The organism is Roseateles depolymerans, assembly GCF_003387155.1.
Classification (GTDB): Bacteria; Pseudomonadota; Gammaproteobacteria; order Burkholderiales; family Burkholderiaceae_C; genus Roseateles; species Roseateles depolymerans.
This window is the reverse complement of the sequence record NZ_QUMT01000001.1, coordinates 997759-1021026: the sequence shown is the minus strand read 5'-3', so window position 1 is coordinate 1021026 and position 23268 is coordinate 997759. Positions and strand designations below refer to the sequence as shown.

19 protein-coding genes are annotated in these 23268 nt (G+C 68.8%); 10 read left to right on the top strand and 9 right to left on the bottom strand.

The genetic code is table 11. The features are described 5' to 3' along the window. The first annotated feature begins 104 nt into the window (after positions 1-104). Complete coding sequence (locus tag DES44_RS04435; protein WP_058936044.1) at positions 105-1436, top strand: M48 family metallopeptidase; 1332 nt, start codon at positions 105-107, stop codon at positions 1434-1436. Further along, on the top strand, positions 1433-2335 hold the full coding sequence (rsgA, locus tag DES44_RS04430) for a ribosome small subunit-dependent GTPase A (protein WP_058936045.1): 903 nt from the start codon (positions 1433-1435) through the stop codon (positions 2333-2335). Before DES44_RS04435 ends, rsgA begins: the two co-directional genes overlap by 4 nt. 37 nt (positions 2336-2372) lie before the next feature. Here rsgA and DES44_RS04425 read toward each other — a convergent pair whose 3' ends face one another. The 6 genes from DES44_RS04425 to DES44_RS04400 form a co-directional block, all read right to left on the bottom strand. Continuing rightward, positions 2373-2720 carry a hypothetical protein gene (locus tag DES44_RS04425; RefSeq protein WP_147306944.1) on the bottom strand — a complete coding sequence of 116 codons (348 nt, stop codon included), beginning with the start codon at positions 2718-2720 and terminating at the stop codon, positions 2373-2375. Positions 2721-2731: 11 nt separating this feature from the next. Further along, on the bottom strand, positions 2732-3592 hold the full coding sequence (locus DES44_RS04420; protein WP_083525752.1) for an SDR family oxidoreductase: 861 nt from the start codon (positions 3590-3592) through the stop codon (positions 2732-2734). Positions 3593-3700: 108 nt separating this feature from the next. Continuing rightward, entirely contained in the window at positions 3701-5779 is a 2079-nt protein-coding gene (locus tag DES44_RS04415) for a M3 family metallopeptidase (RefSeq protein WP_058936047.1), read from the bottom strand. A 148-nt stretch (positions 5780-5927) separates the two neighbouring features. Continuing rightward, positions 5928-7073 (bottom strand): SLC13 family permease, encoded by a 1146-nt coding sequence (locus tag DES44_RS04410; protein ID WP_058936048.1) that lies wholly within the window; start codon positions 7071-7073, stop codon positions 5928-5930. Next, positions 7070-8392 carry an MFS transporter gene (locus DES44_RS04405; RefSeq protein ID WP_058936049.1) on the bottom strand — a complete coding sequence of 441 codons (1323 nt, stop codon included), beginning with the start codon at positions 8390-8392 and terminating at the stop codon, positions 7070-7072. The genes DES44_RS04410 and DES44_RS04405 overlap by 4 nt, the downstream gene beginning before the upstream one ends. 88 nt (positions 8393-8480) lie before the next feature. Continuing rightward, the gene (locus DES44_RS04400) at positions 8481-9218 is read right to left on the bottom strand and encodes a hypothetical protein (RefSeq protein WP_058936050.1); all 738 of its coding nucleotides are present in this window, start codon (positions 9216-9218) and stop codon (positions 8481-8483) included. Positions 9219-9442: 224 nt separating this feature from the next. Between DES44_RS04400 and DES44_RS04395 the strand changes: the two genes are divergently transcribed. Together DES44_RS04395 and DES44_RS04390 are read left to right on the top strand one after the other, a co-directional pair. Further along, complete coding sequence (locus DES44_RS04395) at positions 9443-11119, top strand: sensor histidine kinase (protein ID WP_083525753.1); 1677 nt, start codon at positions 9443-9445, stop codon at positions 11117-11119. Then, positions 11104-12459 (top strand): sigma-54-dependent transcriptional regulator, encoded by a 1356-nt coding sequence (locus DES44_RS04390; protein WP_058936051.1) that lies wholly within the window; start codon positions 11104-11106, stop codon positions 12457-12459. Before DES44_RS04395 ends, DES44_RS04390 begins: the two co-directional genes overlap by 16 nt. Before the next feature lie 12 nt (positions 12460-12471). On the opposite strand, the gene DES44_RS04385 is transcribed toward DES44_RS04390, so the two are convergent. Next, positions 12472-13140 (bottom strand): hypothetical protein, encoded by a 669-nt coding sequence (locus tag DES44_RS04385; protein ID WP_058936052.1) that lies wholly within the window; start codon positions 13138-13140, stop codon positions 12472-12474. 92 nt (positions 13141-13232) lie between these two features. Here DES44_RS04385 and DES44_RS04380 point away from each other — a divergent pair, with 92 nt between their 5' ends. The 3 genes from DES44_RS04380 to DES44_RS04370 all read left to right on the top strand — a co-directional run bounded on the left by DES44_RS04380 (position 13233) and on the right by DES44_RS04370 (position 16918). Beyond that, positions 13233-13790, top strand: coding sequence for a YaeQ family protein (locus tag DES44_RS04380; protein WP_058936053.1), 558 nt, complete (start codon positions 13233-13235; stop codon positions 13788-13790). Positions 13791-13888: 98 nt separating this feature from the next. Then, positions 13889-16015, top strand: coding sequence for a prolyl oligopeptidase family serine peptidase (locus tag DES44_RS04375; RefSeq protein WP_232309813.1), 2127 nt, complete (start codon positions 13889-13891; stop codon positions 16013-16015). A 54-nt stretch (positions 16016-16069) separates the two neighbouring features. Then, positions 16070-16918, top strand: coding sequence for a DUF924 family protein (locus DES44_RS04370; protein WP_170156597.1), 849 nt, complete (start codon positions 16070-16072; stop codon positions 16916-16918). 20 nt (positions 16919-16938) lie between these two features. On the opposite strand, the gene DES44_RS04365 is transcribed toward DES44_RS04370, so the two are convergent. Beyond that, the gene (locus DES44_RS04365) at positions 16939-18675 is read right to left on the bottom strand and encodes a long-chain fatty acid--CoA ligase (protein WP_058936054.1); all 1737 of its coding nucleotides are present in this window, start codon (positions 18673-18675) and stop codon (positions 16939-16941) included. Between the two features lie 252 nt (positions 18676-18927). Here DES44_RS04365 and DES44_RS04360 point away from each other — a divergent pair, with 252 nt between their 5' ends. Beyond that, the gene (locus DES44_RS04360; RefSeq protein ID WP_233441632.1) at positions 18928-19479 is read left to right on the top strand and encodes a putative pterin-binding protein; all 552 of its coding nucleotides are present in this window, start codon (positions 18928-18930) and stop codon (positions 19477-19479) included. Continuing rightward, positions 19476-21410 carry an ATP-binding protein gene (locus DES44_RS04355; protein WP_058936055.1) on the top strand — a complete coding sequence of 645 codons (1935 nt, stop codon included), beginning with the start codon at positions 19476-19478 and terminating at the stop codon, positions 21408-21410. Before DES44_RS04360 ends, DES44_RS04355 begins: the two co-directional genes overlap by 4 nt. A gap of 72 nt (positions 21411-21482) precedes the next feature. Here DES44_RS04355 and murB read toward each other — a convergent pair whose 3' ends face one another. Next, complete coding sequence (gene murB / locus DES44_RS04350) at positions 21483-22508, bottom strand: UDP-N-acetylmuramate dehydrogenase (RefSeq protein ID WP_058937526.1); 1026 nt, start codon at positions 22506-22508, stop codon at positions 21483-21485. 139 nt (positions 22509-22647) lie between these two features. Here murB and DES44_RS04345 point away from each other — a divergent pair, with 139 nt between their 5' ends. Next, entirely contained in the window at positions 22648-23142 is a 495-nt protein-coding gene (locus DES44_RS04345; RefSeq protein ID WP_058937527.1) for a YajQ family cyclic di-GMP-binding protein, read from the top strand. Positions 23143-23268 lie beyond the last annotated feature (126 nt).

Sequence of the window (23268 nt, the reverse complement as noted above, 5' to 3'; positions counted from 1 at the left end):
ACCGACATTGGGCGCGATTGTCGCAGCCCTGCGAGCGCTTCGGAAAGAAGTCCCCAATCCCGCTTTGCCGGCGCGCCCGGCCCCCGGGACCTACACTCCGGGACATGCTCAGTTCCGATTCCTGGTCCGTGTCCGCCCTCTCCGTCAGCCTGGCCTTCGTGGCGGCGCTGGTGCTGTCCTTCCTGGCCAAGCTGTGGCTCTCCGGCCGCCAGGTCCGCCATGTGGCGCAGCACCGCGACTCGGTGCCACCGGCGTTCGCCGGCACGGTGTCGCTCAAGGCCCACCAGAAGGCCGCGGACTACACCATGGCCCGCAGCCGCGTCGGCACCCTGCACCTGGCCTTTGATACCGCCCTGCTGGTGGGCTGGACGCTGCTGGGCGGGCTGGACCTGCTGAACCAGTGGATGCTGTCCTGGGAACCGCTGATCGGCCCGATGGGCTATCAACTGGGCCTGCTGGTGGGTTTTGCGCTGCTGTCCGGCCTGCTGGACCTGCCCTGGTCGCTCTACAACACCTTCCGGCTGGAGCAGCGCTTTGGCTTCAACCGCACCACGCTCCGGCTGTTCGTGATGGACGGCCTCAAGGGGATGGTGGTGGGGGCCGTCGTGGGCCTGCCCATCGCCGCCCTCATTCTGTGGCTGATGGGTGCGGCGGGCCACACCTGGTGGATGTGGGCTTGGGCCGTGTGGATGGGCTTCAACCTGCTGATGCTGGTGGTCTACCCCACGCTCATCGCCCCGCTTTTCAACAAGTTCGAACCGCTGGCCGATCCGACCATGCGTGAACGGGTGGAAGGGCTGATGGCCCGCTGCGGGTTTGCCGCCAAGGGCCTGTTCGTGATGGACGGCAGCCGCCGCTCGGCCCATGGCAATGCCTACTTCACCGGCCTGGGCGCGTCCAAGCGGGTGGTGTTCTTCGACACGCTGCTGTCCCGCCTCAACCCGCCCGAGGTGGAAGCCGTGCTGGCCCATGAGCTGGGGCATTTCAAGCGCCGGCATGTGCTGAAGCGGATGGTGATGATGTTTGCCTTGAGCCTGGCGGGTTTTGCCCTGCTGGGTCTGCTGAGCACCCTGCCCCAGTTCTTCCTGGGCCTGGGCGTGCGCCCCAGCCTGACGGCGCCCAACGATGCACTGGCCCTGCTGCTGTTCATGCTGGTGCTGCCCCCCTTCACCTTCTTCCTGACGCCGCTGATGGCCTTCTGGTCACGCAAGCATGAGTTCGAGGCCGATGCCTATGCCTGCGAGCAGTCCAGCGGCCGCGACCTGAGTGCTGCGCTGCTCAAGCTGCATGAGGACAACGCCGGCACGCTCACGCCCGACCCGGTGTTTGCGCGCTTTTATTACTCCCACCCTCCCGCGAGTGAACGACTCGCCGCCATCAGCGCCCTGAGCGGTCTGCCGACCGGCGTGGGCCGCCTGGACGGCGGTGCCGCATGAAGCCGGCGCAGATCGGGCTGGTGGTGCGCGGCCACGGCCGTCACTACGTGGTGGAAGACGAGAACGGCGAACGGGTGCATTGCCTGACCCGCGGCAAGAAAAGCGACTGCGTGGTGGGCGACCGGGTGCGCTGGCAGCGCAGCAGCGACCATGAAGGCGTCATCGACAAGCTCGAACCGCGGCGCAACCTGCTGTTCCGACAGGACGAGTGGAAGACCAAGAGCTTCGCGGCCAACCTGGACCGGTTGCTGGTGCTGGTGGCCGCCGAGCCACAGTTTTCCGAATCGCAGCTGACCCGCGCGCTGATTGCCGCGGACAGCGCCGGCATCACCACCGACATCCTGCTGAACAAGACCGACCTGCCGCAGGCCGAAGCGGCCCGCCAGCGCCTGGCGCCCTACAAGGCGATGGGCCAGCGGGTGCTGGAGCTGAGCCTCAAGGGTCGGCCGGACGAAGCACGTGAGACGCTGATGCCCCTGCTGGAAAACCAGGCCACGCTGGTGCTGGGGCCCAGCGGCACCGGCAAGAGCACGCTGATCAACCTGCTGGTGCCCGATGCAGGCGCGCAGGTGGGCGAGATTTCCCAGGCGCTCAACTCCGGACGCCACACCACGACCACCACGCAGTGGTATTGGCTGGACGACCGCCGCGAGACCGCGCTGCTGGATTCACCGGGCTTCCAGGAATTCGGGTTGCGGCAGATTCCCGCGCCGGAGCTGGCCAGTCACATGGCCGATTTCAAGCCCTTCCTCGGTGAATGCCGCTTCCACAACTGCAGTCACCGGCATGAGCCGGGCTGCGCCGTGCTGACGGCCGTGGAGGCAGGGAAGATCAGCCCGTCGCGCTACCGCATCTATGACGAGCTCTGGCAGGAGCTGAGCAGCCCGCCGCGTTATTGAGCGAGGACCAGCGCCGATCAGGGCCGATCAGGGCCGATCAGCGCTCCAGCCGCGGCTGCTGCTGCGGCACCTCGCGCACTTCCACGTCGACGATGTCACCCGCAGCGGGCGCGCCGAAGCCGCCCGCGCCACCGTGCATCGAGCCGCCCATGGACCCACCCATGGAACCGGCAGATCGACGGAAGGCCTGCGCGCGCATGTCCGCCGCCGTGCGGAAGACGCCGACGGTGGGCCGCTGCAGGCGACGCCCGCGGATCAGGCTCCACACCAGCAGCACGCCAAACACACACAGCCCCACCAGCAGCAGGGCCAGGAACAGCACGAGGAACAGCGCACCACGCAGGATGCGGGCCATCAGGGTCAGCAGTTCGGAAATCGTGTTCATCATCGAGTGAGTCAACCGCGCCCAATATAGGGCATCTTGGTGGCCATGACCGTCAGGAAAGGCACGTTGGCCGACAGCGGTAATTCCGCCATGTAGAGCAGTGCGCTGGCCGCATGGTCCACATCCATCACCGGTTCCGGCACCACGGCGCCATGCGCCTGCTGCAAGCCCTTGGAAAAGCTGGCGGTGAGATCGGTCTGGGCGTTGCCAATGTCGAGCTGGCCGGCGGCGATGTCGTAGGGGCGGCCGTCCAACGCCAGGGTCTTGGTCAGCCCGGTGATGGCATGTTTGGTGCTGGTGTAGGCCACCGAGCCCGGCCGCGGCGCATGCGCGGAAATCGAGCCATTGTTGATGATGCGGCCGCCCTGCGGGGACTGCGCCTTCATCATTGCAAAGGCCTCGCGGGCGCAGAGGAAGCTGCCGGTCAGGTTCACATCGACCACCGCACGCCACTGGGCGACGCTGAGCTGGTCGATTTCCATGCCCTTGGAGCCCATGCCGGCATTGTTGAAGAGCAGGTCCAGTCGGCCGAAGCGCTCCTTCACAGCGCGGAAAGCAGCCGCCACCTGGTGCTCGTCGCTGACATCGGTGGGCAGCACCAAAGCCTGTTGGGGCGCCGCTGCGGCGGTCTGCGCCAGGGCGTCTTCACGACGCCCCAGCAGGGCCACCTGCCAGCCCGCTTCCATCAGCTTCTGCGCGGCCGCCCGGCCGATGCCGGAGCCAGCGCCGGTCACCACGGCAATGCGGGACCGCGGTGCGGCCTCACGGTTCGTGGCAGCGCTGGATGCGCTGGATGCGCTGGAAGGCGCGGAGGAAGACAGGTCGGCGCTGGACGGCGCACGTTCGGACGTTGGGCGATCAGTCGAGTTCATGCCTCGATGATAGGACGACGTGCGTGCGCGTCCCTGCGCGGGGTTTCTTCCACCATGAGCGCCCACGTCGGCGCCGGCGTCTCCCCCCGCTAGCCCGCGCGGGCCAGTTCAGGCCGGCAGCAGGCCCCGTCCCTTGAGCATCGGCGCCACCTGCGCATCCCGTCCACGGAAAGCGCGGTAGGCCGCCCCGGGCTCGCGGCTGTTGCCCACCGCCAGGATGTTGTCCATCAAGGACCGGGCCGTGGCCGCATCAAACGGGTCTCCCGCTTCGACAAATGCCTCGTAGGCATCGCAATCCAGCACCTCCGCCCACAGGTAGACGTAGTACTGCGCCGCATAGAAGCTGCCCGAGAACAAATGCTGGAAGTGCGTGAGCCGGTGGTTCATGCCCACTGCCGCCGGCGCCCCCAGGCGCTGCAACGTCTCGCGCTCGAAGGCCACGACATCCGGCACGTCGCCGCTCTGCGCATGAATGGCCTGGTCCACCAGGGCCGACGCGCAGTAGCGCACCGTCTCGTAGCCCTGGTTGAAGGTGGCGGCGGCGTTGATCTTCTCCAGCAGTGCATCGGGAATCGGCTCCCCGGTGCGGTAGTGGCGGGCATGGCGCTTGAGCACTTCAGGCTCGGCCATCCAGTGCTCCATCAGCTGCGACGGCAGCTCGACGAAGTCCCGCAGCACCTGCGTGCCGGACAGCCGCTCGTACTCCACCTGCGACAGCAATCCATGCAGCCCGTGGCCGAATTCATGGAAGAGCGTGCGCGTGTCGTCGAACGACAGCAGCGTCGGCTCGCCCGGCGCGCCCTTGGCGAAGTTGTTGTTGTTCAGGATGATGGGCAGCGCCTCCATGCCGTTGCGGGCCTGCCAGCGCAGGGCATTCATCCACGCGCCGCTGCGCTTGGTCGGACGCGCGAAGTTGTCCTGCACGAACAGGCCGCGCAGATGGCCGTCGGCCTGGCGGACTTCGTAGACCTTCACGTCCGGGTGATAACCGGCGACCTGCGGCTGATGCACGAAATGCAGGCCGTACAGCCGGGTGGCGCAGTCGAACATGGCCTGCACCATGGCGTCCAGCGGGAAGTACGGTTTCACCTCCGCCTCGTCCAGCTGATAGCGCTGCTGGCGCACCTTCTCGGCGTAGTAGCGCCAGTCCCAGTCCTGGATGGCGTCGGGATGGCCCAGGCGCAGCCGCTCGGCATCCAGCAGGGCCCGTTCGCGTTCCACCGCGGCCTTGGCCGGCTCCCAGACCTGATCGAGCAGGCCCTGCACAGCGGCCGGCGAACCGGCCATGGTGTCGGCCAGCGCATAGTCGGCATAGTGCGCGTAGCCATGCAGCCGCGCCTGGTCGTGCCGCAGGCGCAGGATCTCGCGGATGATCTCGCGGTTGTCGCTTTCGCCCGCATGCTCGCCGCGGCTGACCCAGGCCCGCCAGGCCTGCTCACGCAGGTCGCGCCGTTCACTGAAAGTCAGGAAGGGCACGATCAGCGAGCGGGACAAGGTGATCACATGCGCCTGCTCGTCGGTCACGCCGCGGTCCAGCGCCGCTTGACGGGCAGCGGCGCGCACGAAGTCCGGCAGGCCGGCCAGTTCTGCCTCGGTGCGCAGCACGAGTTGGTAGCCGCCCTCGTCCGCCAGCACGTTCTGGCCAAAGCGCGTGTGCAGTTCCGCCAGCCGCTCCATCAGCGCCGCATAACGGCGACGCGCCTCGCCCTGCATCCGGGCGCCCGCACGGACAAAGTCCAGATGGATACGTTCCAGCAGGCGACGCTGCTGCGGGTCCAGGCCCAATTGATCCCGCTGTTCATGCAGCACTTCGATGCGCGCAAACAGCGCCGCATTCATGTAGACCGCATTGCTGTGCGCGGCCAGCGGCGCGGCCAGGCGGCGCTGCGCGGCTTGCAGTTCCGGCGAGGTGGCCGAAGCACTGAGGGTGGAGAACAGATGCTCCAGCGCCACCAGACGCCGACCACTGCGGTCGAAGGCCGCCACGGTGTTCTCGAAGCTGGGCGCCTCGTTCTGCGAGGCCATGAGCGCCAGCTCGGCCCGATGTTCGGCCAGGGCCTGCTCGAAGGCCGGCTCGAAGTGCTCCGCGCGGATGTCGGCAAACGGCGGCAAGCCGTAGGGCCCGTCCCAGGTTCTCAGCAGCGGTTGGGTCTCAGGCGACGCAGTCGTGGCGCGGGTAGCGGGCATTGGCATTCCTCAATGAAGATGGCGAGGATGCGCGGATCGCGCACACCCCGGCGTGCCGGACCATTGTAGGAATGCGATCCGTCCCCGCCAGTGCTCCAAAAGCGAAGTTGTGCGATTGAGAGGGGCTTGCCGTGCCGGCGCCCGCGCCTCAGACCACCAGCAGCCCCACCAGTACAGCGCACACCACCAGGAAAGGCAGGCTGATGCGGTGAAATTCCCGCAGTCCGTGCGGCTCGCGCGCCAGGCGCAAGGCGATCAGGTTGGCCATCGAGCCCAGCACGAAGCCGTACCCGCCCACGTTCACCCCCACCGCCAAGGCGGACAGCTGCGGCGTGCCACCAGCCAGCAGCAAGGTGGCCGGCACATTGCTGATGACTTGGGAGGTGAGGATGGACACGACATAGGTCGGCCACGCCACGTCGGTGGGCAGCTTCGCCATCCACTGGGCGATCCAGGGCAGCGCCACCAACTGATGCACCACCACGAACATCAGCACGAAGGTGGCCAGCAGGGCCCAGTCCAGGCGCATCAGCACCTGCCGCTGAAAGAGTGCAAAGGCCAGCACCACGATGCCCAGGGCCGGCAGCCAGACATGCAGTTCCAGCGACGCGACGAAGCCGATGAACAGCACGGCGGACAGCGCCAGCAGCCGGGGCTGGGTGCGCGCCGGCTCCTGGGGCGCGCCGACCTCGATCTTCGTGCCCGGCATGGTGATCAGGATGGTGATGAAGAGCAGCACCAGCATCACCCCCACGGCCGGGGCCATCATGCCCATGAAGCCGCCGAAGGACTCGCCGGTGCGGTGCCACAGGTACAGGTTTTGCGGATTGCCGATCGGGGTCAGCGACGAGCCGGCATTCACCGCCAGCGCTTCCAGCGCCACCAGCCGCGCCAGCGGCAACTGCGCCTGGGCGGCCAGTTCGCGGGTCAGCGGCACCAGCAGGAACAGGCTCACATCATTGGTGACCAGCGCCGCCAGCACGGCCGCCACGGCGCACAGCACCATCGCCAGTTGGCGGGCGGTGTGGGTGCGGGCCAGCAGCGCGCGGGCGGTGCCCTGCAGCACCCCGCTGCGCTCCACCCCCTGCGTGATGATGAGCAGGCCGGTCAAGGCGCCCATGGTCTGCCAGTCGATCATGCCCAGCCATTCCCGCGGCGACACCGGGCGCCACAGCGCAAAACCGATGGCCGCCACGGCCAGCCCCCACAGCAGGTGGTTGCCGCCGCCCGGCGCGTCCTGGGCAGCGGGCTCCTGGCGGGAGGGGGTCGGCGACGAAGGCAGGGCAGAACTCATGACAGGGTGGGCGACCGCAGCGCGGCCCCCGGAGTGGACGAGGACAGGCGCGCCTGACCGGTTTCCGGCATGCGCGCGGCAAAGAGCAGCAAGGCTGCACAGGCTACCAGGGCCAGCAGGGCGAATGCCGTGCCAGGGCCGGCGGTGTGCGCCAGATGCCCGGCCAGCAGGTTGCTGGCCGCGGCGCCCAGCCCCACACAGGTGCCGGCCAGGCCCAGCACCAGGCTGAAGTGGCCGCGGCCGCGCGTCAGGTCGCCGATGACCAAGGTGAGCATGATGCCAAACAGGCAGGCGCCCGCACCGTCCAGCAATTGCAGGGCCAGCAGGCCCAGGGGATGGTCCACCCGCAGATAGAGCAGGCCGCGCAGGGCCAGCACGGCGAAGGCGGTGAGGAACAGCGGACGGCGGGCGCGTCCCGGCGCCCAGCGACTCAGGGCCAGGCCGATGGGGATGCTGATGAGCTGAGTGGCGATCACGCTGCCCGAGAGCCACAGCGCGGCGCTGCCGTGGCCGCCGGAGCCGCCCAGGCCCGCGTCCCCGCGGTGGCCCAGCATCTGTGCCACCAGGGTGAGCATGGCGGCGTTGGCGAGGTGGAAGAGAAACGCGCAGGTGAGCAGCACTCGCAGGCCGGGGACTTGCCATAGGACGGTGGCGATCTGGCGCAAGCGCGTCATTGGTGACGTGGCGGTCAGGGCGTCGGCGGAGCCGTGCTCGGCGTCATGGTCCGCCCCTCGCGCCAGCCGCACATCGATGTCCTCACGGCGGATCATCAACGCCGCCCCCAGCGTGGGCAGCGCCAGCACCATCGCAAAGAAGAACATCGACCGCGGCCCGTAGCGATGGGCCAGCCAGCCGGTCCCCAGTGCCCACATCACGGTGCCGGCGGCGGACAGCGCACTGTTGCGGCCGATCCGCGCATCCAGGCCCTTGCGTCCCATCAGGCCCAGGCTCACCGCCGCCACCGCCGGGGCCACCAGCGCGCCGGCCACGCCCACCACCGACTGCCCCAGCAGGATCACCGCGAACGACGGCCAGTGCGCCATGACGCCGAGGCAAGCCGCGATCGTGGCCAGGGCCCCGGCGATCCAGCGCGGTGCATGGGCGCTGCGGTCGATCAGGGCCCCGGCCGGCGCCTGTGCAGCCAGGCCCGCCAGGGCAGACACCGACAGCACCGTGCCAATGCGCTGCGCGTCCCAGCCCAGCGCGCCCGACATGAACACGATCAGGAACGGCCCCACCCCGCCCTGCACGTCCGGCACCAGGAAGGCCAGAGCATCCAGGGCGCGGCGGCTTCGACGGGAGGGATGGAGAGTGGTCATGGCCGGTGCTGCAGGGGGGAGGTGGACGTGGACGAGAACGTGGACGTGGCGTTGGACATGGGCGTGGCGCTCGACGTGGCCGCGCCCGTCAGAGCGGACGACGCGGCACCGGGCCAGTCTCCAGCGGACGCAGCTCCCCGTTGCTGCCCGCCACCGCCGTCGCCTCCAGGGACGTGCCTTGCGCCGTCCGCGCGCCCCAGCCCTGCACCTTCAGCGAGGCACCGGTCTTCAGCTCCGTCGGCATGGCCGCGGCCAGATGCGGCGGGAAGCGGACGATGGTGCGGTCGGACAGCACCACGCCGTGCACATCGCCCCGGTCGTTGTAGAGCAGGCGCTCGATCCGCCCGCTGGCCGAGAGCTGGCTCAGCCCGCTGTCCGCTGCGCGGGGGCGCGGCACGGCGCCCGGCTGTGGCGGCTGGTCCGTGATGCTGCGCCCGTTGGCGCTCAGCGTCTGCATGCGCAGCACCGGCACGCCCGGCGCGCGCCAGCCACTGACCTGCACGGTGTCGCCCGGCTTGACGCTCTGCCCCACCGCATCGCCGACGTGCGGCGGGAAGGCCACCTGGGTCCCGTCGTTCAGCAGCAGGCCGTCGGCGTCCCCATTGGGATTCAGCAGGAACTGCACGACGGTGCCGGTGGCCGTGCTGTCGGCGGCCACGGGAGCGGGAGGCGGCAGCGGCGCTGCGGCGCCGTAGGGCATCGGTGCCGGTGGCAACGGACGCGCGCCGGGGGCTGCCGGTGCACCCGGACCGCCAGGGGCGGCCACCTGGGCAAAAGCGGCGGTGGCGGACATCAGGGTGGCAAAAATGGTCAGTCGCAGAGACATGGCGGACTCCTGTGGATGAAGGTCACCAAGCTCTCTCAAGACTTGTGCCAGCGACAAAACCTAGAGAAATCAACAGCTTGCGGATCAGACCCCGCATCTGGGCGGATGAATCTGAGACACCAGGTGTCTCGATTGCAGACACATCCGCGCAGCCGCGCGATGCACCGGATCGGGCTGACTACCATGGCAACGCCCCGTAACTTCATTGCCCCACCACCCCCGGCATGACTTCCCTGCGCACCCAGCTCACACTGTTCTGGATCCTGCTGCTGGCCGCCTGCGGCGCCCTGGCCGTCACCATGACCGTGCTCTACCGCTCCAGCGTCGGGGCGCAGGTCGCGGCCAGCCAGCAGGCGACGGAAGGGGCTTGCCGCACCTTGGCTGCCCGGCAGGCGCGGTCGGTGCAATCGGACCCATCCGCCGCAGGCCGCATCGACCTGATGCAGGTGCTGCTGCATCTGGTGCTGGTGGAAACGCCGCAGGTGGAAGGCGGCGTCTGGCGCGTGGGCGACGGCAATCTCGCGTATGCCTACCCGACCTATGAGGGCAGCGGTGAGAAACGCGATTTGCCTGCCGCCGAACAGCCCTTGATCGCCGAACTCGCGACCCAGGCTGCACACGACCAGGCCCTGCGGACCGACGTAGTGCGCGGCAGCCGGGAGGCGGTGGTGATCACCGCCTGCCCGCTGATGGGCGCCGGCCACGAACTGGCCGCCTGGACCATGACCCGTGCCAGCGGCAATGCCCTGGCGGCGCAGGGCACGCTGAGGGCGGGGCTGGGTGCGCTGCTGCTGGTGGTCCTGGGGTCGGCCGTGTGGCTGGGATGGCTGATGGCCAGCGGGCTGCGTCACGTCGGCGCCCTGCAGCGCCGCCTCGGCCAGGCCGCCACCGACGAGGCCGACATGCCGGCCCTGGACCCCACCGGCGTGCAGGAGCTGGACCGCATCGTCGACAGCTTCAATCGCTTTCGCATGCGCTTCAGTGCGGCGCAGGCCCGCATCCGTGAAGCGGACCAGCAGCGGGGCCGCGACCTGCGGCTGGCCACGCTGGGCCGCATGACCGGCGCCATCGCCCACGAGATCCGCAATCCGATTGCCGCGATGCGGCTCAAGGCGGAAAACGCTCTGGCCGCACCGGTGGAGCGGCAGGCCGATGCGCTGCGCAGCATCGTGGCCCAGGTGGACCGGCTGGACGATCTGGTGAAGAGCCTTCTGGGGCTGGTGCAGCCACTGCAGGTGCAGTGGCAGACGGTGGCACTCCAACCGTGGCTGGAGCAGCGACTGGCAGCGGCCCAGGCGGGGATGAGAACGAGCCTCCCGCCGGATGCGTCGCCGCCGGCGCTGATGCTGGATCTGTCGGGCATGTACGCCGATGAGGACGGCGGACAGGACGGCGGCGGGGACGGCAACACTCTCACTGCGCGGTTCGATCCGCTGCATCTGTCCCGCGCCGTGGACAACCTGCTGGACAACGCAGTGCGCCATGCTGCGCAGTCCACATCGGCCACATCGACAACACCGGCAGGGCCCATTGGCAGGGTGACGCTTCGGGCCTTGCGCACAGCCCAGGGCGGCTTGCTGCTGCAAGTGGACGACAACGGCGAAGGAGTTCCGCCGTCTCTGGTGCCCACTCTTTTCGAACCCTTCGCCACCGGCCGTGCGGACGGCACTGGCCTGGGCCTGGCGCTGGCCCGCGAGGTGGCATTCGCGCATGGGGGTGACCTGCGCCACGTGCCGCTGCCGCAGGCCCGCCCCGCCCCCATCAGCGGCAACAGCCACAGCCACAGCCACAGCCACAGCAGCCACAGCAGCAGCATCGCCACCGACGCTGGCACTTCCCCCGAAACGCCCCCTGCTCCCGGCACCCGTTTCGAACTGGAGATCCCATGGCACGCATCCTGATCGTGGACGACGACGCGGCCTTCCGCGAAGCCCTGCTCGAAACGGTGACCTCACTGGGCCACGACGCCGAGGAAGTCTCCCGCGGCGCGCAGGCCCTGAGCCTGATGAAACAGGACCACTTCGATGCCGTCCTGCTGGACCAGCGCATGCCCGGCGTGGACGGCCTGGGCGTGCTCAAGGCGCTGCGGGACCAGGGCGGCGCGGCGCCCCCGATCATCATGCTCACGGCCTACGCCGGCGCCGACAACACCATCGAGGCGATGCGCCTGGGCGCCTTCGACCACCTGGCCAAGCCCATCAGCCGCGACGCCGTGCAGGAGGTGCTGACCCGCGCGCTGCGCTCGCCCCAGCCGTCGACGCAGAGCGCGCAGCACCTGCCGGTGTCGGCAGGCCTGGCCGGCTTTGTGGGCGACAGCCCGGCCATGCGCGAGGTTCACAAACGGATCGGTCTTGCGGCGGCCAGCACCATGCCGGTCCTGGTGCTGGGCGAAACCGGCACCGGCAAGGAAATGGTGGCCCGCGCCCTGCACCGTCACTCGGACCGTGCGGCGCAGCCGTTCATCGCGGTGAACTGCTCGGCCATCCCGTCCGAGCTGCTGGAGAGCGAGCTGTTCGGCCACGTCCGCGGCGCCTTCACCGGCGCCACCGGCGACCGCCCCGGCTGCTTCCGCGCCGCCGACGGCGGCGTGCTGCTCCTGGACGAGATCGGCGACATGGCGCTGGAGACCCAGGCCAAGATGCTGCGCGTGCTGCAGGAAGGCGAAGTCACCCCGGTGGGGGCCACGCAGCCGGTGCGAGTAGATGTGCGGGTGGTGGCTGCCACGCACAAGGACCTGCCCGCGGCGGTGCGGGCCGGCCAGTTCCGCGAGGACCTGCTGTGGCGGCTGGACGTGCTGTCCATCCACATGCCGCCGCTGCGGGAGCGCACGGCGGACATCCTGCCACTGGCGCGGTATTTCCTGGAACGGGCCGCCGGATCGGGGCAGCCCAAGGCCCTGTCGCACGAGGCCGAGCAGGCGCTGCTGGCGCACCGGTGGCCGGGCAATGTGCGCGAGTTGCGCAATGGCATGGAGCGCTGCCAGGCGCTGAGCCCGCATCCGGTGATTGCGGCGGAGGACCTGCAACTGAACCGGTCCGGTCCGGGCCCGGAGACCGATACGGCGGGGCCCCTGCCGCCCTGGCTGGGCGGGACGCTGCCGGAAGCCGTGTCGCGGCTGGAGCGGGTGATGATCCAGCGGGCACTGGACGAGGCCCGCGGCAACCGCGCCGAGGCGGCGCGGTTGCTGGGCATTCACCGCCAGCTGCTCTATCGCAAGCTGGCGGCCTACGGGATGGAGTGAGTCCGTCCCGGCTTACTTCTTCAGGCCCAGTTCCTTCTTGACGGCCGCTTCGTCGGCTTCGTCGTAGGGACGGTTGGCGCAGCGCTTCTTCCAGTCGTCACGCTTGTCCTGCAGGGTCTCCACCGACTCGTTGAAAGCGTCCAGGGCCTTGCCCTGGGCATCCACGCGGTCATTGAAGGCCTTGTACTTCTCGGCGCGCTCGTTGCGCTCCTTGTTGAAGGCGTCGATCTTGGGCTGCAGGGTGTTGGCGCGGGCCTGGTACTCCTCCTGCTTGGCCTTGAGCTGGTCCTTCTCCATCTTGGCGGCATTGGCCTGGATGTCGGCGGCGAAGGCATTCAGGGACTCGATTTCGGCCTTGATGTCCTTGCTGCGGGTCTGCATCTCCTGCTCGCCCTTGTCCTGCTCGGCCTTTTCAGCCTTGAGCGAGTCGCGCTGGGCCAGAACTTCCTTTTCCTTGGCCTTCAGGGACACGCCCTCGTCGATCAGCGCCTTGTCTTCCTGCAGGCAGCTGCGCAGCTCGTCGCGGGTCATCAGCTTTTGCTTGGGCTTTTCCACCACGGGCTTGCTGACCTTGGCGTTCTTGGCATCGGCCTTGGGAGCGGGGGTTGTGGTCTGGGCGAAAGCCAGGCCGCAGGCCAGGAGAGTGGCCACGGCAGCGGTTGTACGCAGGGTGTGCTTCATGAAGATTTCTTTCGGTCCCGGTCCGGGATGTCTCGTCGGTGAGGCAGGAATGATAATGCGCCGCTTCAGTGTCCCCGTTTTCAAGGCCCCTCATGGCGCTCAAGGCCACCATTCACAAAGCCCAGCTTCAAATCTCGGACATGGACCGCCATGTCTACGGCGACCACAACCTGACCGTCGCCCGCCACCCGTCGGAGACCGACGAGCGGATGATGCTGCGCATCCTCGCCTACGCGCTGTACCAGCCGGAGAACGATCTGCGCGGCAAGCTCGAGTTCACCAAGGGCCTGTCCGAGGCCGACGATGCCGACCTCTGGCAGATCGACCTCACCGGCGAGGTGGTGCACTGGGTGGAACTGGGCCAGCCGGACGAGCGCCGGCTGCGCCAGATCCAGGGCCGCTCCGAGCTGGTGACGGTGCTCAGTTACGCGTCCAGCACCCCCGTGTGGTGGGCCGGCATCCAGAACAAGCTGACGCGCTCGCCCAAGCTGGCGGTCTGGCAGATTCCGGCCGACCAGTCCCAGGCGCTGGCGCAACTCGCCGAACGCAGCATGCAGTGGCAGGTGAGCATCCAGGACGGCACCGCCTATGTCACCACCGACAAGGGCGCCGTGGAAGTCACCCCGCAGTTGCTGAAAGGTCGTGAATGAAGGGCCGCGAATGAAGGGCCGCCAACATTGATCCCCCGGGAGCGTCGGTTGCAGCAGGCACCGTCGCCGCCCCCATCCTGATCCAGACGGAGACTCTCGTGACCGATCCGAACAGCACCATGACCGCCACGACCGACCCGGCCGCCGGCCCCGGCGACACCTCGCCCCCCGACGAATTCCTCTGGCTGGAGGCGCTGGACGGCGAAGACGGCGAGCGCGCCCTGGACTGGGTGCGGGCCCGCAATGCGGAGTCGCAGTCGGTGCTGCAGGCCCGAGCGGACTACGAGCCGATCCGTCAGGAGCTGCTGCAGTTGCTCAACGCCCAGGACCGCATCCCGCATGTGGCCCGCCGTGGCGACTGGTTCTACAACCTCTGGCAGGACGAAGCCCATCCGCGCGGCCTGTGGCGCCGCTGCCGCATCGAGGACTATGCGCAGCCCGAGCCGCCCTGGGTGACCGTGCTGGACCTGGATGCCCTGGGCCAGGCCGAGCAGCGCAGCTGGGTCTTCCACGGGGCCATCGCCCTGGCGCCGGACTACCGCCGCTGCCTGGTCTCGCTCTCCGACGGCGGGGCGGATGCCGCCGAGCTGCGCGAATTCGATCTGGAGACGCTGCGCTTCATCCCGGTCGAGGACGGCGGCTTCTTCGTGCCGGAGGCCAAGAGCGACGTGGAATGGCTGGACGAGAACACGCTGCTGGTGGGCACCGATCTGGGCCCCGGCTCGCTGACCGATTCCGGATATCCGCGCCAGGTGCGGCAGTGGGTCCGGGGCACGCCGCTGGCGCAGGCGCCGGTGGTGTTCGAGGGCGAAGCCTCGGATGTGTCGGTGGGCGCCAGCGTGGACCGCACGCCCGGCTACGAGCGGGTGTTCTTCAGCCGCTCGCTGGACTTCTACAACGAGGCCCGCTTCCTCTGGCGCGACGGCCAGCGCGTGCCCATCGACCTGCCCAGCGACATGAGCGTGCATGCGCACGGCCCCTGGTGGCTGCTGCGCCCGCGCAGTGACTGGACGGTGGCCGGCCACACCCATCCGGCCGGCTCCCTGCTGCTGCTGGACGACGAGGCCTTCTGGCGCGGTGAACGCCAGCCCCGCATCCTGTTCGTGCCCACGCCGGGACGATCGCTGGACGACTATGCCCTCACCCACCACCATGTGCTGCTGACCCTGAGCGAGCATGTGGCGAGCCGGCTGGAGGAATGGGACCTGTCGGCCCACCCGCCGGTGCTGCGCACCGTCCAGGCGCCGTTCCCCGGCACACTCAGCGTGCAGACCCTGCACGACCCGGAACTGCCGCAGGACCGCTTCGGCGACGACTACCTGCTGCACTACTGCGACTTCCTGACGCCGGACACGGTGAGCCTGGCCCATGCCGGCCGCGACGACCGCACGCCGCTGAAGCAGCGCGGCGCGCAGTTCGATGCCGCGGGCATGTCGGTGCAGCAGTTCTTCGCCCGCAGCGCGGACGGGGAGAACGTCCCCTACTTCGTCATCGGCGGTCCCGGTCAGGGCGCGGATACGCCCACGCTGCTGTATGGCTACGGCGGTTTCGAGGTGTCCCTGCAGCCCTGGTATTCCGGCACCAATGGCCGCGCCTGGCTGACCCGGGGCGGGCGGCTGGTGGTGGCCAACATCCGCGGCGGCGGGGAGTACGGTCCGCAGTGGCACCAGGCCGCCACCGGGGCGCACAAGCAGCGCAGCTTCGACGATTTCATCGCGGTGGCGGAAGACCTCATCCGCCGCGGCCTGACCCGGCCCGAGCGGCTGGGCATCATGGGCGGCAGCAATGGCGGCCTGCTGGTGGGCGCCTGCATGGTGCAGCGCCCCGAGCTGTTTGGCGCCGTGGTGTGCCAGGTGCCGCTGCTGGACATGCGGCGCTACCATCTGCTGCTGGCCGGTGCGTCCTGGATGGCCGAATACGGCGACCCGGACGATGCGCAGGACTGGGCCCATCTGAGCCGCTACAGCCCCTACCAGAACCTGAAACCGGGGGTGCGTTATCCGCGGGCGCTGTTCGCCACGTCCACGCGTGACGACCGTGTGCATCCCGGCCATGCGAGGAAAATGGCGGCACGCCTGCTGTCCCTGGGCCAGGCGTGCGACTACTACGAGAACATCGAAGGCGGGCATGGCGGCGCTGCGGACAACCAGCAGCGGGCGCAGTTGCAGGCCCTCGAGTTCAGTTATCTGTGGCAACAGCTCGGGGACCCGAAAGACCGCCAGTGATCCTGGCCGCTCCCGGTGAGACCCGGGGGCCTTTCGCCTGGCATGGAGAGCCCTGTGAATCTCGTCATCGAGCACCATCCGGACCAGCACTGCTTCCTGGCGCATCCGCAGCCGGGACTGAACTGCCGCCTCGACTATGAGCGGCACGGCGAGCAGTTGATCATCACCCACACCGGCGTGCCGGCCCAGTTGCGTGGGCAGGGGCTGGCGGGCCAGTTGGTGGAGACGGCGGCACGCTGGCTGGCCGCCCAGACCTTGCAACTGGTGCCGGGCTGCACCTATGTCCGTCACTGGCTGGCGCATCAACCGCGCTGGCAGCGCCTCACCGCGCCCACCGCCGCGCAGCGGGTGCTCAACGAATGGTTTGGCACGCCGGGGAGCGCGGAGGACGGCCAGATCCAGCCGAAGTGGTTCAAGAAGGATGCCGCGTTTGATGCCGAGATGCGCGAACGCTTCGGCGCAACGGTCGAGGCGGCGCTGGCCGGCGACTTCCAGGCCTGGGACCGCAACCCCTGGGGGGCCCTGGCGCGATTGCTGCTGCTGGACCAGTTCACTCGCAACATCTTTCGGGACACGCCGCAGGCGTTTGCTGGGGATGCCCAGGCGCTGGAGATCGCCCTGGCCCTGCGCCCTCATCTGCCCGCGCTGACGACCCTGGAGCGGTGGTTCGCGCTGATGCCGCTGGAGCATGCCGAATCGCTCGAGCGGCAGGAGGAATGCGTGGCCGCCTTCGAGGCACTGGTAGCGGAAGATGAGCGACTGGCTTCCGCGCTGGACTATGCCCGCAAGCACCGGGACGTCATCCAGCGCTTCGGGCGGTTCCCGCATCGCAACAAGATCCTGGGGCGGACGAGCACGCCCGAGGAGGAGGCCTTCCTGCGGGAACCCGGATCGCGGTTCTGAGGCCGCCCGGGCGGCCGGAACTACCGCGCGGGCGCGGGGGACGTCTGTCCCTGCTCCTGCTCCTGCAGCAAGCGCCACATCACCTTGCCGGAGCCGGACTTCGGCAGCGCGTCCACGAAGCTCACCAGCCGCGGCGCCTTGTACGGCGCCATGTGTTCATGGGCCCAGGCGATGATGTCCTGCTCGGTGGTCTTGCCCTTGGCCTCGGCTCGCAGCACGACCACGGCCTTGACCGTCTCGCCGCGGTAGGCGTCCTTGGATGCGATCACGCAGGCTTCCTGCACGGCCGGGTGCCGGTAGAGCAGCATCTCCACCTCCGACGGCCAGACCTTGTAGCCGCTGGCATTGATCATGCGCTTGAGGCGGTCGGTGATGAAGAAGTAGCCTTCCTCATCCATGCGGCCCAGGTCGCCGGTGCGGAAGAAGCGCTTGCCGTCCAGCTCGACGAAGGCGGCCTCGGTGGCCTCCGGCTGCTGCCAGTAGCCCTTGAACACCATCGGCCCGTGGGTGATGATTTCGCCCACCTCGCCCACCGGCAGCTCTTCCAGCGTGGTCGGGTCCACCACCCGCGAGTCAACGCCGAAGATCGGAATGCCCAGGCACTGCAGCTTGGCCCGCTCGGGCGGATTGCCGTGGCTGGGCGCGGCGGTTTCGGTCAGCCCGTACCCCTCGGCGAAGGTCAGCCCGAATTCCTCCAGCAGTCGCTCGGCCACCGCCTTGGGCATGGCCGCTCCGCCGCCGCTCAAGTAACGCAGGCTCGTCAGGTTGAAGCTGCGGTAGTTGGGGCTGGCGAAGAGGTCGATGATCATGGTGGGGATGCAGGTCCAGTGCGTCACCCGGTAGCGGGAGATCAGGCTGCCGCACAGCTCGCGGTCCCAGCGCGGCATGATCACCAGCGTCATGCCCGCATAGATCGGACCCAGCACCCCATACAGCGTGCCGGTGATGTGGAACATCGGCACCACCGCCAGCCCGACCGATTCCGCGCTGGCATAGCCCCATTGGCACCCGCCGCAGCTGTTGGACATCAAGGTGGCATTGGTGTGCACGCAGCCCTTGGGCAGGCCGGTGGTGCCGGAGGTGTAGGGCAGCATGGCCAGGTCATCCGGGCCGGCGGTGTGCGGGCCGGGCGTCAGCCCCTGGGCCAGCGCGTCGCGCCAGTCCACGGCACCTGCGGGCAGGTCGTGGCGGGCGGTCAGCCAGCTTTGCATCGACTCGGGCACCTGGCAGTCGGCGGCCGGGCCGTCTGGCGGCAGCATCTGCCAGTATTGGGTGACCAGCACCGCCGCCGGCCGCTGGGACGGATCCAGCCGGGCCGAGGCCGCGGCCACCACGCCGGCCAGCTCGCCGCTGCAGATCACCACCTTGGTCTGCGGATCGGTGAGGTAATGGCCGAACTCGTCTTCCCGGTTCATCGGGTTGACCGGCACCACCACGGCATTGGCGCGGTTCACCGCATAGAAGCTGACCAGGTACTGCGGGCAGTTCTGCATGAAGAGCACCACCCGGTCGCCGGTGCCCACGCCCTGCGCCTGCAGCCAGCCCGCCAGGGCCTCGGCCTGCGCGCGCATCGCGTCGAAGCTCAGGGTGGCCCCGAGGAAGACCGTCGCCGGTTTGTCGGGATAACGGGCCGCGGAGACCGCCAGGTTGAACCACAGCGAGGTCCGGGGAATGGCCAGCTCACGCGGCAGGCGGCGCGGCCAGTGGCTGTACTGCACCTGGGCCTGCGCCGGACGAGGGGTCACCACACGGGTCATGGTGTTGGTCTCCTTTTGTCTTTGTTCCATCTTCCCGCCAGCAGCCACGGATGTTTGTCCCGACAGCGACAACCCCGTCCGCAGCGTGCGGCCACCACACGCGCTTGGAGTGTGGTGTAAATCCTACTGGCCCTGCAAACGGGTGGTCCGGCTTGTGCCCCTGGCCCGTCGGTTGTTTAGCATCCGCAGTTTTATCGACGGCGGGGTCCCGCCAGCCTGCTCATGCGTGTGTTGCGCCGTTCAGCACTGTGGATGTGGATGCTCCTGGGGGCCATGGGCCTGTCGGCCCTGATGGGGCCTTCCGAGGCTCGCGCCGTGCCCGCCGAAACGCCCAGCCTGCAGGCGACCGCGAGTGCCGCCACCGGTCCGCTCCCCAGCCCGACCGGCCCGGTGGTGCTGAGCATCGGCGGCGCTCTGCGGCTGACCAACAAGGACGGGCTGGCGCAGTTCGACATGGCCATGCTCGAGCGCCTGCCGCAGACCAGTTTCCAGACCCAGACGCCCTGGTACGGGCAGCCTCGCAAGTTCACCGGGCCCCTGCTGCGGGACGTGCTGAATGCCGTGGGCGCCAACGGCACCGCCATCGAAGCCCGCGCCCTGAACGACTACCGCGTGACCATCCCCGTGGTGGACACCCAGCGGTATGACGTCATCGTGGCCCGGCTGATGGACGACAAGCCGATGCCGCTGCGCGACAAGGGCCCGCTGTTCATCATCTATCCCTTCGACCGGCATGCGGAGCTGCGCAGCAGTCTCTACTACGGCCGGTCGGCCTGGCAGCTCAAGCGGCTGGATCTGCGATGACCCGCAGCCCGACCTCCCGGGGCCTGAGCCCGACCCATCTGGCCGCACGCCGGCGGTGGCGGCTGCTCATGGCCGGCATCAGCCTGGTGCTGGTGCTGGCGCTGGCCTCCGTGGCCTGGCTACAGGCGCGTCAATACCAATTGCTCAACGGCACGCGGCGCTACCAGGACGACTATCTGGTCTGGAGCCTGTTCCAGTTCGAGACCGAATACCTGAAGCTGCGCCTGGCGCTGGAGCAGGCCGCCGGGCCCAGCCTGGCGGTGGATCCGGACCAGGTGGCCCAGCGCTACGAGATCTTCGTCAGCCGCCTCAGCCTGGTGGAGAGTGAGCATGCGGCGCAGGTGCTGTCCCACCATCCCGACTACCAGCGCACGGTGGCCCGCACCCAGGACTTCGTCCGATGGGCCGATGCGCTTCCGCTCAATGCCGCCCTGATCCGCGAGCATCCGGAGCGGCTGAACGAGGTCATCGAGCGGATGGAGCCGCTGGCCGATCCGATCCGGGAACTGTCGCTGACCTCCACCCATCATGTGGCGGAAGATGTGACCGAGCGCGATTCGGTGGTGCGCAGCCAGAGCCGGGTGGGCCTGGCGCTGACCCTGCTGCTGACCGGCCTCACCCTGTGTTTTGCATGGGTGGCGGTGCGCCAGTTCCGCCGGCTGGAGCGCTACGGCGTGAAGCAGCACAACCTGGCCGAACGCCTGCACGACGCCCAGCGGGAGGCCGAGGCGGCCAACCGCGCGAAGACGGTGTTCCTGGCCAACATGAGCCATGAGCTGCGCACCCCGCTGCAAGGGCTGCTGGGCATGCTGGGCCTGATGAAGGAAGCGCCGCTGACGCCGCAGCAGCAGGACCATCTGAAGGCCGCCAACGACTGCGCCCGTCACCTGCTCGCGGTGCTGGCCGACATCCTGGATGTCACCCGCATGGAAGCCGGGGGCCTGACCCTGTCGCCCGAGCCGCTGCAACTGGCCGCGCTGATGCGGGAACTGGAAGCGCTGAGCCGGCCGCAGGCCAGTGCCAAGGGCCTGACGCTGCATGTGTCCATCGCCGAGGACGTCCCTGGCTGGGTGGAAGCGGACCCGACACGGCTGCGCCAGATCCTGCTGAACCTGCTGAGCAACGCCCTGAAGTTCTGCGACCGCGGCCAGGTGGCCTGCAGCCTGCGCTGTGGCGTTGGGCCGCTGGGGGAAGACCTGCTGATCTTCGACGTCAGCGACACCGGGCCGGGCATGGACCCGGCCACGGTGGCGCGCCTGTTCCAGCGTTTCAGCCAGGGGGATGCGAGTGCGTCGCGGCGGCACGGCGGTGCGGGGCTGGGACTGGAGATTTCCCGGCGGCTGGCCCGTGCCATGGGCGGTGACATCCATGTGCAGACCGCGCCCGGGCAAGGCAGCCAGTTCAGCCTGGCGCTGCCGCTGCGGCTGGCGCCGCAGGCGGACCTTGCTGCGGAATCGAGGGTCGGTGCGAAGGTGGATGCGCTCCTGACGTCCACGACGCCGTGTTCGATGCAGCAGGTGGACGGAGATGGTCCGGTCACGGGTCTGCAGGTGCTGGTGTCGGAAGACCATCCCACCAACCGCTTGGTGGTCGAGGCCATGCTGCTGAAGCTGGGGCACCACCCCACGCTGTGCGAGAACGGCCTGCAGGCCTTGCAGCGGGTGCGTCAGCAGCGTTTCGACGTGGTGATGATGGACCTGCACACGCCGCAGATGGACGGGTTCGAAGCCACCCGCGCCATCCGCGCGCTGCCCGCGCCGAGGAGCCAGGTGCCGATCATCGCGTTTTCCGCGGATGCCTTCGATGAAACCCGCCAGCAGGCCCAGGAGGCCGGTGTGAGTGTGTTCCTGGCCAAGCCCGTGGAGCTGGAGGCGTTGCATGACTGCCTGCAGCGGGTGGCGCTGCGACCGGCCCGGCCCGAAGCGGCTTAGCGGCTCACTGCTTCAGCGGCTTGACGGCTGCCACGCCGCCTTCCATCAACGCGTGATCGAGCCGTCCGGCATTCAGATCACCACCGGCTCCGGCTCCAGCCGGATGCCAAAGCGCCCGTAGACGCTTTCCTGGATCGCCCGTGCCAGGGTCACCACCTCGGCCCCTCGGGCCTCGCCGCGGTTGACCAGCACCAGCGCCTGCCGGTCATACACCGCCGCACCGCCGACGCTCTTGCCCTTCCATCCGCAGGCGTCGATCAGCCATCCGGCCGCCAGCTTGAAGCTGCCGTCCGGCATCGGATAGTGAACGATGTGCGGATCGCGGGCGATGATGTCGCGACACTGCTCCGCGCTCACCACCGGATTCTTGAAAAAGCTGCCGGCATTGCCGATGCGGGCCGGGTCCGGCAGCTTGGCGCGGCGGATCTCGCAGACCCAGTCGAAGATCTGGCGGGCAGACGGCGCGGTGATGCCGGTCTCGGCCATCTTGCGCTCCAGGTCCAGATAACCCAGCTGCGGCACCCAGGGCTTGGGGCAGCGCAGACGCACCTTGGTGATGACGCTCTTGCCCGCCAACCCGCCGAAGCCGGTCTGCTTGAAGACGCTGTCCCGATAACCGAAGTTGCAGACCGAGGCCGGCAGGGTGACACGCCGGCCGGTGGTCAGGTCCACCACATCGACGTTCTCCAGGCGGTCCTTCACCTCGATGCCGTAGGCGCCGATGTTCTGCACCGGGGCCGCGCCCACCGTGCCGGGGATCAGCGCGAGGTTCTCCAGGCCTGGCACGCCCTGGTCCAGCGAGAAGGCCACCGCCTCGTGCCAGGACACGCCAGCGCCGGCTTCGATGATCCAGGCGTCGTCCCGTTCCTCCACCTGCAGGCCCGGGATCTCCATCTTCAGCACCACCGCGTCCACATCCCGCGTCAGCACCAGGTTGGAGCCGCCGCCCAGCACGAACTTGCTGGCGCGGCCCAGCTCCGGATGGTCCACCACCCGGCGCACATCGAGCTCTTCCCGGATGCGCACCAGCCGACGGGCCACGGCGGGCAGCCCGAAGGTGTTGTAGGGCTTCAGGTTGACGTCGGTCTCGATGAGCAGGCCATCTCGGCGCTCGGTCGGGGGGGTGGTGGGGGCAGACTGCATGGCAGAATTCTCGCCGAAGAATGCCGGTGGCCCCGGGCGCATGGCGCCCTGCCCGCCGCGCTGCTCCCAACAGACCCATCAGCAGTACATCCACATGCCCAGCTTCGACACCGTTCTCGAACCCGACATGGTCAAGGTCCGCAACAGCGTGGACGCCAGCGCCAAGGAAATCACCACCCGCTTCGATTTCAAGGGCACCAGCGCGTCCATCGAATGGAAGGACAAGGAAAAGGAAATCCACGCCACCGGCGACGCCGAGTTCCAGCTCGAGCAGATCGAGGCGGTGCTCTACGGCAAGCTGGCCAAGCAGGGCGTGGTGCTGGGCTTTGTCGACAAGCAGGAGAAGATCGAAAAACTCGGCGGTGACCGCGTCAAGCAGGTCTACAAGATCAAGTCGGGCCTGGAGGCCGCCGAAGCCAAGAAGGTGGTGGCCGCCATCAAGAACAGCAAGCTGAAGGTGCAGGCCGCCATTGAAGGCGACATCGTGCGCATCACCGGCAAGAGCCTGGACGACCTGCAGGCCGCCCAGGCCGTGCTGCGCAAGGAACTGGCCGACCTGCCGCTGAGCTACGACAACTACCGCAAGTAAACCGCCGCCGGTGCCTGCCTCAGGACAAGCATCGGCTCGACCCAAGAAGGGTCGTTGAGGCTGGCAGCGACAGGGCGCGCTGCGCGGGCGTGCGCCGCGCCTTACGCCGCGCACGCCACCGTGGAG

Excerpts from the sequence above, each read along its gene's own strand:
- DES44_RS04435 (WP_058936044.1), top strand. The coding sequence starts at position 105 with ATGCTCAGTTCCGATTCCTGGTCCGTGTCCGCCCTCTCCGTCAGCCTG.
- rsgA (WP_058936045.1), top strand. The coding sequence starts at position 1,433 with ATGAAGCCGGCGCAGATCGGGCTGGTGGTGCGCGGCCACGGCCGTCAC.
- DES44_RS04425 (WP_147306944.1), bottom strand. The coding sequence starts at position 2,720 with ATGAACACGATTTCCGAACTGCTGACCCTGATGGCCCGCATCCTGCGT.
- DES44_RS04420 (WP_083525752.1), bottom strand. The coding sequence starts at position 3,592 with ATGAACTCGACTGATCGCCCAACGTCCGAACGTGCGCCGTCCAGCGCC.
- DES44_RS04415 (WP_058936047.1), bottom strand. The coding sequence starts at position 5,779 with ATGCCCGCTACCCGCGCCACGACTGCGTCGCCTGAGACCCAACCGCTG.
- DES44_RS04410 (WP_058936048.1), bottom strand. The coding sequence starts at position 7,073 with ATGAGTTCTGCCCTGCCTTCGTCGCCGACCCCCTCCCGCCAGGAGCCC.
- DES44_RS04405 (WP_058936049.1), bottom strand. The coding sequence starts at position 8,392 with ATGACCACTCTCCATCCCTCCCGTCGAAGCCGCCGCGCCCTGGATGCT.
- DES44_RS04400 (WP_058936050.1), bottom strand. The coding sequence starts at position 9,218 with ATGTCTCTGCGACTGACCATTTTTGCCACCCTGATGTCCGCCACCGCC.
- DES44_RS04395 (WP_083525753.1), top strand. The coding sequence starts at position 9,443 with ATGACTTCCCTGCGCACCCAGCTCACACTGTTCTGGATCCTGCTGCTG.
- DES44_RS04390 (WP_058936051.1), top strand. The coding sequence starts at position 11,104 with ATGGCACGCATCCTGATCGTGGACGACGACGCGGCCTTCCGCGAAGCC.
- DES44_RS04385 (WP_058936052.1), bottom strand. The coding sequence starts at position 13,140 with ATGAAGCACACCCTGCGTACAACCGCTGCCGTGGCCACTCTCCTGGCC.
- DES44_RS04380 (WP_058936053.1), top strand. The coding sequence starts at position 13,233 with ATGGCGCTCAAGGCCACCATTCACAAAGCCCAGCTTCAAATCTCGGAC.
- DES44_RS04365 (WP_058936054.1), bottom strand. The coding sequence starts at position 18,675 with ATGACCCGTGTGGTGACCCCTCGTCCGGCGCAGGCCCAGGTGCAGTAC.
- DES44_RS04360 (WP_233441632.1), top strand. The coding sequence starts at position 18,928 with ATGTGGATGCTCCTGGGGGCCATGGGCCTGTCGGCCCTGATGGGGCCT.
- DES44_RS04355 (WP_058936055.1), top strand. The coding sequence starts at position 19,476 with ATGACCCGCAGCCCGACCTCCCGGGGCCTGAGCCCGACCCATCTGGCC.
- DES44_RS04345 (WP_058937527.1), top strand. The coding sequence starts at position 22,648 with ATGCCCAGCTTCGACACCGTTCTCGAACCCGACATGGTCAAGGTCCGC.